Annotated in this window: 11 protein-coding genes and 2 pseudogenes; 5 read left to right on the forward strand and 8 right to left on the reverse strand. The window is 54.5% G+C overall.

The genetic code is table 11. The features are described from left to right. The 4 genes and pseudogenes from prfA to rpmE all read right to left on the reverse strand — a co-directional run bounded on the left by prfA (position 1) and on the right by rpmE (position 3,398). Complete coding sequence (prfA, locus tag RJD28_13720) at positions 1–1,074, reverse strand: peptide chain release factor 1 (protein ID WNV57322.1); 1,074 nt, start codon at positions 1,072–1,074, stop codon at positions 1–3. Beyond that, positions 1,067–1,931 (reverse strand): annotated as a pseudogene (prmC, locus tag RJD28_13725) (peptide chain release factor N(5)-glutamine methyltransferase). Before prmC ends, prfA begins: the two are co-directional and overlap by 8 nt. After that, entirely contained in the window at positions 1,924–2,874 is a 951-nt protein-coding gene (locus RJD28_13730) for a DUF1385 domain-containing protein (GenBank protein WNV57323.1), read from the reverse strand. Before RJD28_13730 ends, prmC begins: the two are co-directional and overlap by 8 nt. Before the next feature lie 317 nt (positions 2,875–3,191). Continuing rightward, positions 3,192–3,398, reverse strand: coding sequence for a 50S ribosomal protein L31 (gene rpmE, locus RJD28_13735; GenBank protein WNV57324.1), 207 nt, complete (start codon positions 3,396–3,398; stop codon positions 3,192–3,194). Positions 3,399–3,965: 567 nt separating this feature from the next. On the opposite strand from rpmE, the gene RJD28_13740 reads away from it, so the two are divergent. The 3 genes from RJD28_13740 to RJD28_13750 all read left to right on the forward strand — a co-directional run bounded on the left by RJD28_13740 (position 3,966) and on the right by RJD28_13750 (position 6,785). Further along, positions 3,966–5,120 carry an NADP-dependent malic enzyme gene (locus RJD28_13740; GenBank protein ID WNV57325.1) on the forward strand — a complete coding sequence of 385 codons (1,155 nt, stop codon included), beginning with the start codon at positions 3,966–3,968 and terminating at the stop codon, positions 5,118–5,120. Positions 5,121–5,308: 188 nt separating this feature from the next. Beyond that, a complete protein-coding gene (locus RJD28_13745) occupies positions 5,309–6,220 on the forward strand; it encodes a TIGR01212 family radical SAM protein (GenBank protein ID WNV59628.1) in 912 nt (303 codons plus the stop codon). A 52-nt stretch (positions 6,221–6,272) separates the two neighbouring features. Beyond that, positions 6,273–6,785, forward strand: coding sequence for a DUF4364 family protein (locus RJD28_13750; GenBank protein WNV57326.1), 513 nt, complete (start codon positions 6,273–6,275; stop codon positions 6,783–6,785). Positions 6,786–6,787: 2 nt separating this feature from the next. Here RJD28_13750 and RJD28_13755 read toward each other — a convergent pair whose 3' ends face one another. From RJD28_13755 to RJD28_13765, 3 genes are all read right to left on the reverse strand, one after another. Beyond that, on the reverse strand, positions 6,788–7,243 hold the full coding sequence (locus RJD28_13755; GenBank protein WNV57327.1) for a GNAT family N-acetyltransferase: 456 nt from the start codon (positions 7,241–7,243) through the stop codon (positions 6,788–6,790). A 75-nt stretch (positions 7,244–7,318) separates the two neighbouring features. Beyond that, the gene (locus RJD28_13760; GenBank protein WNV57328.1) at positions 7,319–8,641 is read right to left on the reverse strand and encodes a replication-associated recombination protein A; all 1,323 of its coding nucleotides are present in this window, start codon (positions 8,639–8,641) and stop codon (positions 7,319–7,321) included. A 29-nt stretch (positions 8,642–8,670) separates the two neighbouring features. Further along, positions 8,671–9,489, reverse strand: a complete 819-nt coding sequence (locus RJD28_13765; protein WNV57329.1) for a polysaccharide deacetylase family protein — start codon at positions 9,487–9,489, stop codon at positions 8,671–8,673. Between the two features lie 170 nt (positions 9,490–9,659). Here RJD28_13765 and RJD28_13770 point away from each other — a divergent pair. Together RJD28_13770 and RJD28_13775 are read left to right on the forward strand one after the other, a co-directional pair. Then, positions 9,660–11,031 (forward strand): annotated as a pseudogene (locus tag RJD28_13770) (MATE family efflux transporter). An 18-nt stretch (positions 11,032–11,049) separates the two neighbouring features. Next, positions 11,050–11,223 (forward strand): DUF4250 domain-containing protein, encoded by a 174-nt coding sequence (locus tag RJD28_13775; protein ID WNV57330.1) that lies wholly within the window; start codon positions 11,050–11,052, stop codon positions 11,221–11,223. Between the two features lie 98 nt (positions 11,224–11,321). Here RJD28_13775 and clpB read toward each other — a convergent pair whose 3' ends face one another. Continuing rightward, a complete protein-coding gene (gene clpB, locus RJD28_13780; GenBank protein WNV57331.1) occupies positions 11,322–13,910 on the reverse strand; it encodes an ATP-dependent chaperone ClpB in 2,589 nt (862 codons plus the stop codon). Positions 13,911–14,002 lie beyond the last annotated feature (92 nt).

Consider the following 14,002-nt stretch of genomic DNA (forward strand, 5'->3'; position numbering starts at 1 on the left):
TTACTCCTCGTTCATCTTTGCCAGCTTGGCTGCCTGGTCAGCGGCGATGCAGGCATCAATGATCTCCTGGATATCGCCGTCCATGATTTTGTCCAGCTTGTACAGCGTCAGGTTGATCCGGTGATCGGTCACACGGCCCTGGGGGAAGTTGTACGTCCGGATCTTCTCGGAACGATCACCGGTACCGATCTGGCTCCGGCGTGCCTCCGCCTCCGCATCGTGGGCTTTCTGGCACTCAATATCGTATAATTTGGCACGCAGCAGGGCGAAAGCCTTGGCCTTGTTCTGCAGCTGGGATTTCTCGGTCTGGCTGTACACCACGATACCGCTGGGGTAATGGGTCAGACGCACCGCAGAGTCTGTGGTATTGACACACTGGCCGCCGTTACCAGACGCACGCATGACGTCAATACGGATATCCTTTTCATCGATCTGCACATCCACTTCCTCTGCCTCCGGCATCACAGCCACAGAAGCGGTGGACGTATGGATCCGGCCGCCGGACTCGGTTTCCGGCACACGCTGTACCCGATGCACGCCGCTCTCATATTTCAGCACAGAGTACGCGCCCTGGCCGTTGACCATGAAGTTCACAGACTTCATGCCGCCAATGCCGGTCTCATCCACTTCCATGGTTTCCACCTTCCAGCGGCGACTTTCCGCATAGTGCACATACATCCGGTAAAGCTCTGCCGCAAACAGGGCAGCCTCGTCTCCGCCTGCACCCGCACGGATCTCCACGATAACGTTCTTGTCATCGTTGGGGTCCTTGGGCAGCAGCAGGATCTTCAGCTTCGCCTCCAGCTCCTCGATGCGCTTCTTGGCATCCGACAGCTCCTCTTTTAACAGTTCCCGCATTTCCTCATCAGACTCTGCCTCCAGCATTTCCAGGCTGTCCGCCTCGGTCTGCTTACATTCCTTATACTCTTTGTAGGCATCCACCAGCGGCTGCAGATCGCTCTGCTCCTTCATGAGCTTGCGGAAACGGTTCTGATCGTCGGTCACATTGGGCTCATTGAGCTCACTCATAATTTCTTCAAAACGGATCAGCAGATCCTCCAGTTTATCAAACATTTCTATTCCTCCTGTAACATCCCGACACGACCCGGTCAAGGCCTGCCAGATCCTTTATCACTGAAACAGTTGCAAATCCCCGCGCTTCCATGAGCTGCCGCACCGCCGCACCCTGATCGTAACCGATCTCCATGCACAGCCAGCCGCCCTCTTTCAGATACGAAGGGCTTTCCTGTACGATTCTCCTGTAAAAAAACAATCCGTCCGCGGTGCCGTCCAGCGCCATCCGGGGCTCATGCTCCCCGCACCTCCGGGGCCAGCGTCTCAATCTCCGCCGATGCAATATAGGGCGGATTGGATACGATGAGATCAAAGGTGCCGGTCACCGGTTCGAACAGATCGCCCTGCACCAGCCGGGCCTCCACACCGTTCGCCTCCACATTGCCCTTCGCCACCGCCAGGGCCTTCCCGGAAAGGTCGGCGCCCGTTCCAAAAGTGCCCTTCGCGTAATGCAGAAGGCTCACCAGAATGCAGCCGGACCCGGTACACAGATCCAGGAAAATATTTCCCGGCGCCAGGTGTCTGAGGCATTCCTCCACCAGCACCTCCGTGTCCTGTCTGGGGATGAGCACATCCGGTGTCACTCGAAAGGGCAGTCCCATGAATTCCTGCTCCCCGGTGATATGCTGTAATGGCACCCGTTCACACCGTCTGGCAATGAGTTTCAGATACGCCTCCTGTTCCTCCCCGGAAGCGCGCTGCGTCCGGTTCAGAAGATACCAGGTGCGATCCACCTTTTTATCATAGGAAAAAAGAAGCCACGCATCCACTGCGGCTTCTTCCACCCCGGCAGCCGCAAGCCGCCGCTGTCCTTCCTCCACCAGTTCCCCGTAGGAAAATGTGTTACCATCATTCATATGCGTTCTCCGCAGCAGGCGTTCCTGCCACCTTACAGTCTGCGCCCTCCGCACCGGCCAGGAACTTTCGCCAGTCAAACACAGCTTCCACAGCAGCGATGGCCACCTCCACCATGTCGTCCTCCGGCTCTCTCGTGGTCAGCTTCTGCAGCCACAGGCCCGGTTTGCTCAAAGTCAGCACCACCGGATTCTCGCTTTTGCCTGCCAGCCGGATGAACTCATAGGATACCCCAGCGATCACCGGCACCAGCAAGATCCGCACCACCACCCGCAGCAGCGGGGAATTTACCCGGATAAACAGAAAGAAAATGATGCTCACCACCATGACGATGAGCAGGAAGCTCGTCCCGCACCGGCGGTGCAGCCGGGAACTCTTCTGTACATTTTCCACGTTCAGCTCCATGCCGTGTTCGATGCAGTTGATGCATTTGTGTTCCGCGCCGTGGTACTGGAATACCCGCTGGATATCCTCCATCCGGGAGATCAGCGCGATATAGCCTAAGAAGATCACCAGCCGCAGCACACCCTCCAGCACCGAGATCACCAGCGCGGAATCCGTCAGCCGCCGGAACAGGCTCGCCGCAAAATAAGGCAGCAGCATGAAAATGCCGATGGCAAGTACAATGGAAAGTGCCACCGTGCCACCCATCATCAGCGCCTCAGACTTCTCGTCCTTCGGCTTGCCCGCGTCTTCTTCGTCCTCGTAAAAGCTGGCCGAATAAGTCAGCGTCTTCATGCCGATGACCATGGAATCTATAAAATTAAATACGCCCCGCACAAAGGGGATCTTCGTCAATGTCTTGCACGGGATGAAGCTTCTGTAATCCTCCACCTTCACCTCGATGCTCTTGTCGGGCTTGCGCACGCCGATGGAATACCTGTCCTGGTTGCGCATCATGATGCCTTCGATCACAGCCTGCCCGCCAATACCGGAATTTCTCATTTATTATTCTCCATTGTCAAAAAACATTATAAATGAAGTGCTCTTCACACTCTGCCCTTTTCAAACGGTTCAGAGCGCTGTCCACTCCCAGCTCTTTGCTAAACAGTTCACCGCGCCATTCGCAAAATCGCGCTGACGCGCTCTCCGCCTGCGACCGCAGGCTATTTTTGCTCATCATCCGGCGCTCAACTTATGCTTTTCGGTGCACTGCTTTCCATGCAAGCATGGCAGCAGCACGCCGAAAGCATAATTGAACTGTTTATAAGAAATAAGGTCGAGATTATGCAACCTCAACCTTATCGTTTATTACAGCTATCTTATTTCGCGTTCATGCCATACTTCTTGTTGAACTTATCGATACGTCCGCGTGCAGCAGCAGCCTTCTGCTGACCGGTGTAGAATGAATGGCACTTGGAACAGATTTCTACGTGGATGTCCTTCTTTGTAGAGCCTGTAACAAATGTGTTGCCGCAGTTGCAAGTAACAGTTGCCTGGTAGTACTCCGGATGGATTCCTTCTCTCATGATTTTCACCTCATATAAAATATTTTATGTGAACTTCACCCCGCATGCATCTTCGGCATCCGGCGGCCTGGTTCCCGGCCAATACTGCTCTGATCTTGCCACAGTAAGATATCCCGGGCGATCCCTGCAAGTCCCTGCAGTTCCCCACTGAGCCACATATACTCAATAGCTTATATATTGTAGCATGCCATTTTCCAAAATGCAAGAAATTTCTTTTGCAAAATCGCTCTTTAAAAATCTCTGTTGTAATCCGGGAAATATCCTTTTATAATAGTATCGTTACAGTTCACTTGTAGATTCATGCGGACAGATTTCATGCTTGCATAAAAAGCTGTCTGCATGAATCTACGAAGGGAGCGCCTGGATATGAGCAAAAATGAGCTGCGAAGCAGCGGAGAGCGCGTCAGCGTGATTTTGCGAATGGCGCGTGTGAACTGTAATAAAATGAGCATAAAAGTGGGATGTAAATCCCACGATATGCGAATAGCGGTTGAATTGTGAGAGTGCACAGCACGGAACAATTCACAGGTATCATACTCGATTAATTATTTTGCTGGAGGAATCGTAATGACGCTGAACGAGAAAGCACTGATGCTGCACGAACAATGGCAGGGCAAGGTGGAGACCGTCTCCGCTTCCCCTTTAAAAAACCGGGAGGATCTGGCCATGGCCTACACCCCCGGTGTTGCAGAGCCCTGCCGGGCCATCGCCCAGCATCCCGAAGCTGTGTATAAATATACGATGAAGGGCAACACCGTTGCCGTTATCTCGGACGGCAGCGCCGTTCTGGGGCTGGGCAATATCGGCCCCTATGCGGCCATGCCTGTCATGGAGGGAAAGTCCTGCCTGTTCAAGGAGTTCGGCGGCGTGAATTCCGTGCCGATCTGTCTGGACACCCAGGACACCGAGGAGATCATCCGCGTGGTAAAAGCCATTGCCCCGGGCTTTGGTGGCATCAATCTGGAGGATATCTCCGCGCCCCGCTGTTTTGAGATCGAAGAACGGCTGAAAGCAGAGCTGGACATCCCGGTGTTCCACGATGACCAGCACGGCACCGCCATCGTGGTGCTGGCCGCTGCCATCAATGCCCTGAAAGTCACCGGCCGGAAGAAAGAGGACTGCAAGATCGTAGTCAACGGTGCCGGAAGCGCAGGCATTGCCATTACCAAACTGCTGCTGTCCTACGGTTTCCCCTACGTGATCATGTGTGATAAATCCGGCATTCTGCACAAGGGTTCGGAAAACCTGAACTGGATGCAGCAGAGGATGATGGAGACCACCAACCCGGAGGGCCGCACCGGCACCCTGGCAGATGCCCTGAGGGGTGCGGATATTTTTGTGGGCGTCTCTGCGCCTCACATTGTTACCCCGGAAATGGTTGCTTCCATGAACAGGGATGCCATCATTTTCGCCATGGCCAACCCCGAACCGGAAATCATGCCGGATGTGGCTAAGGCAGCCGGTGCCCGGGTGGTAGGAACAGGCCGTTCCGATTTCCCGAACCAGATCAACAATGTGGTGGCTTTCCCCGGCATTTTTAAAGGGGCGCTGGAAGGCCGTGCCCGCCAGATCACCGAGGAAATGAAGCTGGCTGCAGCGCTGGCCATCGCCGGACTGGTTCCCGAGGAAGAGTTGAACGAAGACAACATCATGCCGGAAGCGTTTAATCCTGCCGTGGCTGAAGCCGTCAGCCAGGCCGTGAAAGATCATATTCCTGCATGAATACAGACATGATACACCCAATAAAGCCACACGTGAACCATCAAACGCAGACGGGCACACTGCCAGCTTCGGGGACCTGTGGGCAGCCAAGGCAAACTTGCCAGTCCAGTTGCGAAGAACATCCGCAGGCTCACCAGCAGCAAACGTCCACTGTCCGCCCTGATTTCGGTCAAAAGCGCTACCACTCGCTGGATTTTGCCTTAAAGCAGCAGTTCGGACAGAAGCTTTACAAGATTTCTCTGGACGGCGGCATGACCTGCCCCAACCGGGACGGCACCCTGGGCACCGGCGGCTGTATTTTCTGCAGCGCCGGAGGCTCCGGGGAATTTGCTCCGGCGCCAGGGCTTTCCGTCACGGAACAGATCGAGGCCGGTAAGCGGGTGTTCTGCGAGAAGAACCTGAAGGATGCGGCAGATACCGACACCCGTGGGCAGCAGTTTATCGCCTATTTGCAGTCGTTTACGAATACCTATGCGCCCACAGCTCGCCTGCGACAGCTTTTCACAGAGGCCATTGACCATCCGGACATTGCAGCCCTGTCCATCGGCACCCGGCCGGACTGTCTGCCGCCGGATGTGATCGACCTGCTGGCAGAACTGAACCAACAAAAAACTGTCTGGGTGGAGCTGGGCCTGCAGACCATCCATGACCGCACCGCCAGCCTCATCCGCCGGGGCTATCCGCTGTCCGTGTTTGAGGACGCCCTGGCCCGGCTGAAAGCAGCCGGTCTCACCGTCATCGTCCATGTCATCCTGGGCCTGCCCGGGGAAACCGCCGATGATATGCTGGCCACCGCAGATTATCTGGCCCACGCCGGCATCGACGGCATCAAGCTGCAGCTCATGCATGTGCTGCGGGGCACAGATCTGGAACAATTTTCCTTCCCGCTGTTTTCCATGGAAGAATACGTGGACATCCTCATCCGCTGCATTGAGCATCTGGATCCCGCCATCGTCATCCACCGGATCACCGGCGACGGCCCCAAAGACCTTCTGGTGGCACCGCTGTGGAGTGCCGACAAGCGAAAGGTACTGAACACCATCCATCACGAAATGAAAGTCCGGGATTCCTGGCAGGGGAAACAGTTTTTCCCCGGATAACGGCTTCGCCCTGCGGCATACAAAAAATTCTGAAAGTAAGGAGTGTGACATCGTGAGTGATTCTCTGACCCTCTATAAACTGATCATTCTTTTCATGCTGGACAAGGTGGATTTTCCGCTGACCACCAGCCAGATCTCCGAATTCATCCTGGAGAAAGAATATACGAATTATTTTACGATCCAGCAGGCGCTCAATGAGCTGACCGACAGCCATCTAGTCCGCGCCGATACCATGCGCGGCACTACCTACTATCAGAACACCGATGAGGGCAAAAATACCGTCACCTATTTTGGCGACCGGATCCCCCAGGCCATCGTGGACGACATCATGAGCTATCTGGATCAGAACCGCTACACCCTGAAAAACGAGGTGTCCATTCTGGCCGATTACTACCGGGCCACCTCCCAGGATTTTGCCGTGCGCTGTCAGGTAAAAGAAGGCGAAGTGAACCTCATCGACCTGACGCTCACCGTGCCGGACGAGCAGACCGCTGCTGCCATCTGCAACAACTGGCATAAAAAAAGCTCCGCCCTGTATGGATATCTCATGGAGGAGCTCTTATAACCTTATTTTAACTTCATGTACAGCAGCGGATAGGGATTGCCTTCCTCGTCACACGCGGTTCTCTGATACGTTTCAAAACCCATATGTTCGTAAAAGCCCACTGCCTGGGGATTCTGTTCGTTGACGGTCACTTCCCGGACGCCCTGCTCCCGGATGCCGTATTCCAGCAGCTGCCTGCCAAGCCCTTTCCCCCGTTCATCCGGGGAGAGGAACAGCATTTCCAGGCGGCCATCTTCGGTTCCCATGAAGGCCACCGGCACGCCGGTCTTGCTTTCTGCCACAAACAGGTTCGCCACACCCGTCAGCGCCTGGGGCACATATTCTCTGATCTGTTTTACCTCTGCATCCGAAAGGAAATGATGGGTGGCCCGGACGGAAGCCTCCCAGACCTGCAAAAGAGCAGGCAGACGCGGTGCTCTGTCCGGTTGTTTCACCTCATGAATTCTGATCGTCTCCATACCCATCTTCTCCTCTTTTTCTGCACTTTTCATCCATTTACTTTACTTATTCCATCAGACATTCTGTAGCGCAGGTTATTCCGCCTCTTCTTTTAATTTTTTCATATGGGCCGCAATGGTTTTCTCGTAGCCGTTATCTGAAGGCCGGTAGAATACCCGCCCTTCCAGCTCCGACGGCATATACTGCTGCTTCACATAATGGTTGGGATAGTCGTGGGCATACTTATAGCCGGTGCCCCGGCCCAGGTTTGCCGAGCCCGGATAATGGGCATCCTGCAAGTGAGATGGCACCGTTGTCCGGGTATGCTTCACCGCATCCGTGGCTTCGAAAATGGCGTTCACCGCCGCGTTGCTCTTGGGCGCCGTTGCCACATAGGCCACCGCCTGAGCCAGGATGATCTGGCTCTCCGGCATGCCGATACGCTCCACCGCCTGGGCCGCCGACACCGCCACGGTCAGCGCCATGGGGTCTGCATTTCCCACATCCTCGGAGGCACAGATCATGATCCTTCGCGCAATGAATTTCACATCTTCCCCGGCATAAAGCATTTTCGCCAGATAAAAAACAGCCGCATCGGGATCAGACCCCCGCATGCTTTTGATAAATGCCGAAATCGTGTCGTAATGGTTGTCCCCTTTTTTGTCATAGCCCACGGTGCGCTTCTGGATGCATTCGGACACCACATCCAGCGTCAGATGAATCTTGCCGTCCGCCGCCGGGTCGGTGGTCAGCACACCCAGTTCCACCGCATTCAGCGCGGTACGGGCATCCCCGCCCGCCAGATCCGCCAGAAAATCCAGGGCATCCTCATCGATTTCTGCATGATAGGCCCCCATGCCCCGCTCGGTGTCGTACACCGCCCGATGGATGATGGTGCGCATATCTTCTATAGAAAGGGGCCGCAGCTCAAAAATGGCCGATCGGGATAACAGTGCCCCGTTTACCTCAAAATAGGGATTTTCCGTGGTGGCGCCGATGAGGATGATTGTCCCGTCTTCCACAAACGGCAGAAGATAGTCCTGCTGGCCCTTGTTGAACCGGTGGATCTCGTCGATGAACAGGATCGTCTTTTTCCCGTACATGCCCCGGTTCTCCTTGGCCTGCTCCACCACCGCTTCCATGTCCTTTTTCCCGGCTACCGTGGCGTTGATCTGCCGGAAATCCGCACTGGTGGTGTTGGCGATGACCTTGGCCAGCGTGGTTTTGCCGGTGCCCGGCGGGCCGTAAAAAATCACGGAGCTGATCTTGTCCGCCTTGATGGCCCGGTACAGCAGCCGGTCTTTTCCAATGATGTGCTGCTGGCCCACCACCTCGTCCAGCGTCCGGGGACGCAGCCGGGACGCCAGCGGACTCTCCTTTTTCATCGTATTTTCCCGCATATAATCAAATAAATCCATGACATTCTCTTCCTTTCACACGATCGCATTCACTCCACGATGAGCTCATCCGCCGTCACAAAGGTGAACCCTGCTGTCTGCAGCTGATCCACCACCTGCAGCGCCGCTTCCACGCTGGAAGCGTAATAATCGTGCATTAAAATAATATCATCTTCTTTCACCTGCGTCACTACCCTTCGGACAATTTCCGCCGTATTTGTGGTGGTCCAGTCCAGGGAATCCACCGACCAGAGCACCGGCAGCATGGATACCTCCCCTTCCAGCTCCCTGTTCCAGCTGCCAAAGGGCGGACGGACGTAAAGGGGCCACTCCCCGGTGATCTGTTCCAGCACCTCCTGGGTTTTCGTCAGCTCCTGCGTGGCCGCTTCCTCCGAAAGGGTGGTCAGCTGCTGATGGGAATAGGTGTGATTGCCGATGAGATGTCCTTCCTCATAAATCCGCTCCACCAGTTCCGGATTGGCCGCCGCGTTTTCCCCCACCATGAAAAAACTGGCGTGGACGCCCCGCGCTTTCAGACCGTCCAGGAGCCTGGGCGTATATACCGGATGCGGGCCGTCGTCAAAGGTCAGGGCAACGCGCATCTGTTCTTCGTGATCAATCGGATTGTCTGCGTTGTCCTGCCGTATGCCCTGTTCCTGCTCGCTGGCCGGATCAGATACTTCGTTTTCTGCAACACCTGTGACACATGCTACCACTACTTCCTGCTCCTCCTGGCTGCCTACCCGCAAAAGCAGAGCTGCTGCTGCCGCAAGGAGCACTACGGCCCATTTCTTTTTCCTCATTTTCACTTTTTCTTCCATGTCCGTTCCACATTCCTCCCTCGCCTGACCGTCCCGTATACGCGTCATTCGCATATCCGCCTCTTTCCTGTCCGCCATATCTGCACGGCGTACTTTTCGCGTCTGCCAAAGCCTGATTTTGCAGGAACTATATCCTGGTGATTGACAATTATTTTCCTTCTCACTATAATAAAAAGACTAACGTCTATTTTTCATTTTATTGATGGGGGGATTCTGATATGCCTGCTGAACAGGAAAACAAGATGGGAACCATGCCGATCAGAAAATTGCTGATCACCATGTCCCTGCCTATGATTATTTCGATGCTCGTCCAGGCCATGTACAACGTGGTAGACAGTATCTTTGTATCCCGCCTGGGAGAAAATGCCCTGGCTGCCGTTTCTCTGGCGTTTCCGGTGCAGAACCTGATGATTGCCGTGGCCTCCGGCACCGGCGTGGGTATCAACGCCCTGCTGTCCCGCAGCCTGGGGGAGAAGAATTTTGACAATGCGGACAAGGCTGCCGTCAATGGCCTGTTTCTGGCACTGCTGAGCAGTCTTGCCTTTGCTGTTTTCGGTATCTTTTTCTCTGAATTTTATTTTTTCCGCGCAGATCGCCGATCCGCAGATCATCCAGTATGGCAGAGACTATCTGTTCGTCTGCTGTACCTTTTCCGTCGGCCTGTTTTTCTCAATCACAAGCGAGCGTCTGCTGCAGTCCACCGGCCGCACGATTTACAACATGATCACCCAGGGACTGGGAGCCATCATCAACATCATTATGGATCCGATCCTGATCTTCGGCCTGTTCGGATTTCCCCGGATGGAGGTAGCCGGTGCCGCTGTAGCCACGGTCGCTGGGCAGATCATCGGCATGCTGCTTTCCCTGTTTTTCAACTTTACCAAAAACAAGGACATCCATATCCGGCTCCGCGGCTTCCGCCCGCACGGCGAGACCATTACCAACATTTACCGGGTCGGCCTGCCATCTATCATCATGATGTCCATCGGCTCCGTCATGACCTATGGCATCAACAAGATCATGCTCATGTTCTCCGCCACCGCAGTGTCGGTGTTCGGCATTTATTTTAAGCTGCAGAGCTTTATCTTCATGCCGGTGTTCGGCCTGAACAACGGCATGGTACCCATTATTGCCTACAACTATGGCGCCCGAAGACCTTCCCGCATTTTGCAGACCGTCCGGTTCGGGGCCCTGCTTGCTGAGATCATTATGTTCATCGGCACAGTCATTTTCCAGACGTGCCCGGCATTTCTTCTGGCACTCTTTGATGCCTCAGACGACATGCTGGCGCTGGGTATCCCTGCACTTCGGATCATCAGCATCAACTTCCTGTTCGCAGGTCTTGGCATCAGCTTTGGTTCCGTCTTCCAGGCCATGGGAAACGGCATGTACAGTCTGATCGTTTCTGCCTGCCGCCAGCTTGTTGTATTGCTGCCCGTCGCCTATCTGCTGGCCGTGACCATGGGCGTCCACTTTGTCTGGTGGGCATTCCCCGCATCAGAGCTGGCATCCATCGTTCTCAGCGTGGTGCTGTTCCTGCGGATTTACAGAAAGAAAATCCAACCGCTGTACGAAGAAGCGGAAGTCTGATGAAAAGGAGACTTTTTCATGCTGCCACAGGATCCGGTCATTCTTTTGAGTTATATCAATACCCAGCTGCGAGATCATTACACATCGTTGGAAGATCTGTGCAAAAGTCTGGGAGCTGACCCCCGGCCTTTGGAGGAAAAGCTTGCAAGTATCGACTATACTTATGATGAGAGAACGAACCAATTCGTCTGATCTGACATAACATATGAAAATCCCCGGCACAGCGATCCGGGATCACCAGTATTTTTCTGATGATCCCCTCCGCCATGTCGGGGATTCGTTTATATCTGTTATTTCTTCACCTGTGCTTTGAGCTGTCCTGCACCATCCACATAGATCTCGATGGTGTCGCCCTCGCCGACCGTTCCCGAAAGGATCAGTCTCGCAGACAGCGTCTCCACATATTTCTGCAGATACCGTTTCAGCGGACGGGCACCGTATACCGGGTCATAACCGCCATCAATGACTGCCTTCATGGCCTCATCCGTAAGCTCTACACAGATCTGCCGGTCTTCCAGCCGTTTGTTCAGATCCTCCATCATCAGCCGTACAATAGAGCTGATGTTGTCTCTGGTCAGCGGCTTGAACATGATCGTCTCATCCAGACGGTTCAGGAACTCCGGACGGAAGTGGGCACGCAGGTCGTTCATGACCATATCCTTACTTTCTTCCCGGATGTTGCCGTTCTCGTCGATGCCCTCCAGCAGATAGGAGGAACCGATGTTGGACGTCATGATCAGAATGGTATTCTTGAAGTCCACCGTTCTGCCCTGGGAATCCGTGATCCGGCCATCATCCAGCACCTGCAGCAGCACGTTGAACACGTCAGGGTGCGCTTTCTCGATCTCATCAAAGAGGACAACGGAGTAAGGTTTTCTCCTGACAGCCTCTGTCAGCTGGCCGCCTTCCTCGTATCCCACATATCCCGGAGGCGCTCCGATCAGTCTGGACACGGAGTATTTCTCCATGTACTCACTCATATCGATACGCACCATATTCTGTTCATCGTCGAACAGGCAGGCTGCCAGCGCCTTGGCAAGCTCTGTTTTGCCGACACCGGTCGGTCCTAAGAACAGGAACGAACCAATGGGCTTGGACGGATCCTTGATGCCTGCTTTGGAACGGATGATGGCATCCGTTACCTTCTGCACGCCCTCATCCTGGCCGATGACCCGTTTGTGCAGCTCTTCGTCCAGATGCAGCGTCTTATTCCGCTCGCTCTCGGTCAGCTTTGCCACCGGAATGCCGGTCCAACGGGAAATGATCCTTGCGATCTCCTCATCCGTCACCGCCTCGTGTACCAGAGAAAGATCCCGGTTCTTCACCGCCTCTTCCTCCTGCTCCAGCTGCTTCTTCAGCTGCGGCAGACGGCCATACTGCAGCTCCGCTGCCTTCTCCAGGTCATAGTTCTGCTGGGCGGTCTGGATCTGCTTGTTCAGGCTCTCGATCTCCTCACGGATCTTCTGCAGCTTCTCCACCGAGTGTTTCTCGTTGTCCCAGCTTGCCTTTTTCGCATTAAACGTATCCCGCAGCTCTGCCAGCTCCTTCTGCAGATCTGCCAGACGCTCCTGGCTCAGTTTATCCGTTTCTTTTTTCAGTGCAGCCTCCTCAATCTCCAGCTGCATGATCTTTCTGCGCATCTCATCCAGCTCTGCCGGCATGGAATCCAGCTCCGTCTTGATCAGGGCACACGCCTCATCCACCAGGTCGATGGCCTTATCCGGCAGGAACCGGTCGGAAATATACCGATGGGAAAGGGTTGCCGCAGCCACCAGGGCCGCATCGGTGATCTTTACTCCATGGAATACCTCATAGCGCTCTTTCAGGCCACGAAGGATGGAAATGGTATCCTCCACTGTAGGCTCATCCACCATCACCGGCTGGAAACGACGTTCCAGAGCCGCATCCTTTTCAATATACTGCCGATACTCATTCAGCGTGGTGGCACCGATACAGTGCAGCTCGCCTCTTGCCAGCATGGGCTTTAACATATTGCCCGCATCCATGGCACCATCCGTCTTACCTGCGCCCACAATGGTGTGAAGCTCATCAATAAACAGAATGATCTGCCCATCGCTGTTTTTCACTTCCTCCAGCACCGCTTTCAGACGTTCCTCAAACTCGCCCCGGTATTTGGCGCCTGCCACCAGGGCACCCATATCCAGTGCAAATAATTTCTTATTCTTTAATCCCTCCGGCACGTCGCCTCGGACAATACGCTGGGCCAGACCTTCCACAACGGCCGTCTTACCAACACCAGGCTCACCGATGAGCACCGGGTTATTCTTTGTCTTACGGGACAGGATCCGCACCACGTTACGGATCTCGCTGTCACGGCCGATCACCGGATCCAGCTTCTGGTCTCTGGCCCGCTCCACCAGGTCGTAGCCGTATTTGTTCAGTGTATCATAGGTTGCTTCCGGATTGTCACTGGTCACCCGCTGGTTGCCTCTCACTGTGGACAGGGCCTGCAGGAAACGCTCTCTCGTGATGCCATATTCCCGGAAAATGTCCTTCATGGCCGGACTGGGCTCCTTCAACAGTGCCAGGAACAGATGCTCCACGGAAACATACTCGTCTCCCATCTGCTTGGCCTCATCCTCAGCCCCCAGCAATGTCTTGTTCAGGTACTGGCCGATATACGCCTGGCCGCCGGACACCTTGGGCCGTCTGCTCAGCGCATTCTCCACACGCCCTTTGAAATGCTGCTGGTTAATCTCCATTTTCTCAATCAGTTTCCAGATCAGGCTGTCCTCCTGGGTCAGCAGACTGTACAGCAGGTGCTCCTGCTCGATTTCCTGATTGCCATATTCATAGGCGATTTTCTCACATTCATTGACTGCCTGAAGCGATTTCTGCGTAAATTTACTGATGTTCATAAAATCTCCTCCCTGAGTCTTCTATTGCACAATCATTTTCATGATATCTGTTTTCTTGTTCTATTCGCACTATAACGCATATTGTTAGCACT

The organism is Oscillospiraceae bacterium NTUH-002-81, assembly GCA_032620915.1.
Lineage (GTDB): Bacteria > Bacillota > Clostridia > Lachnospirales > Lachnospiraceae > JAGTTR01.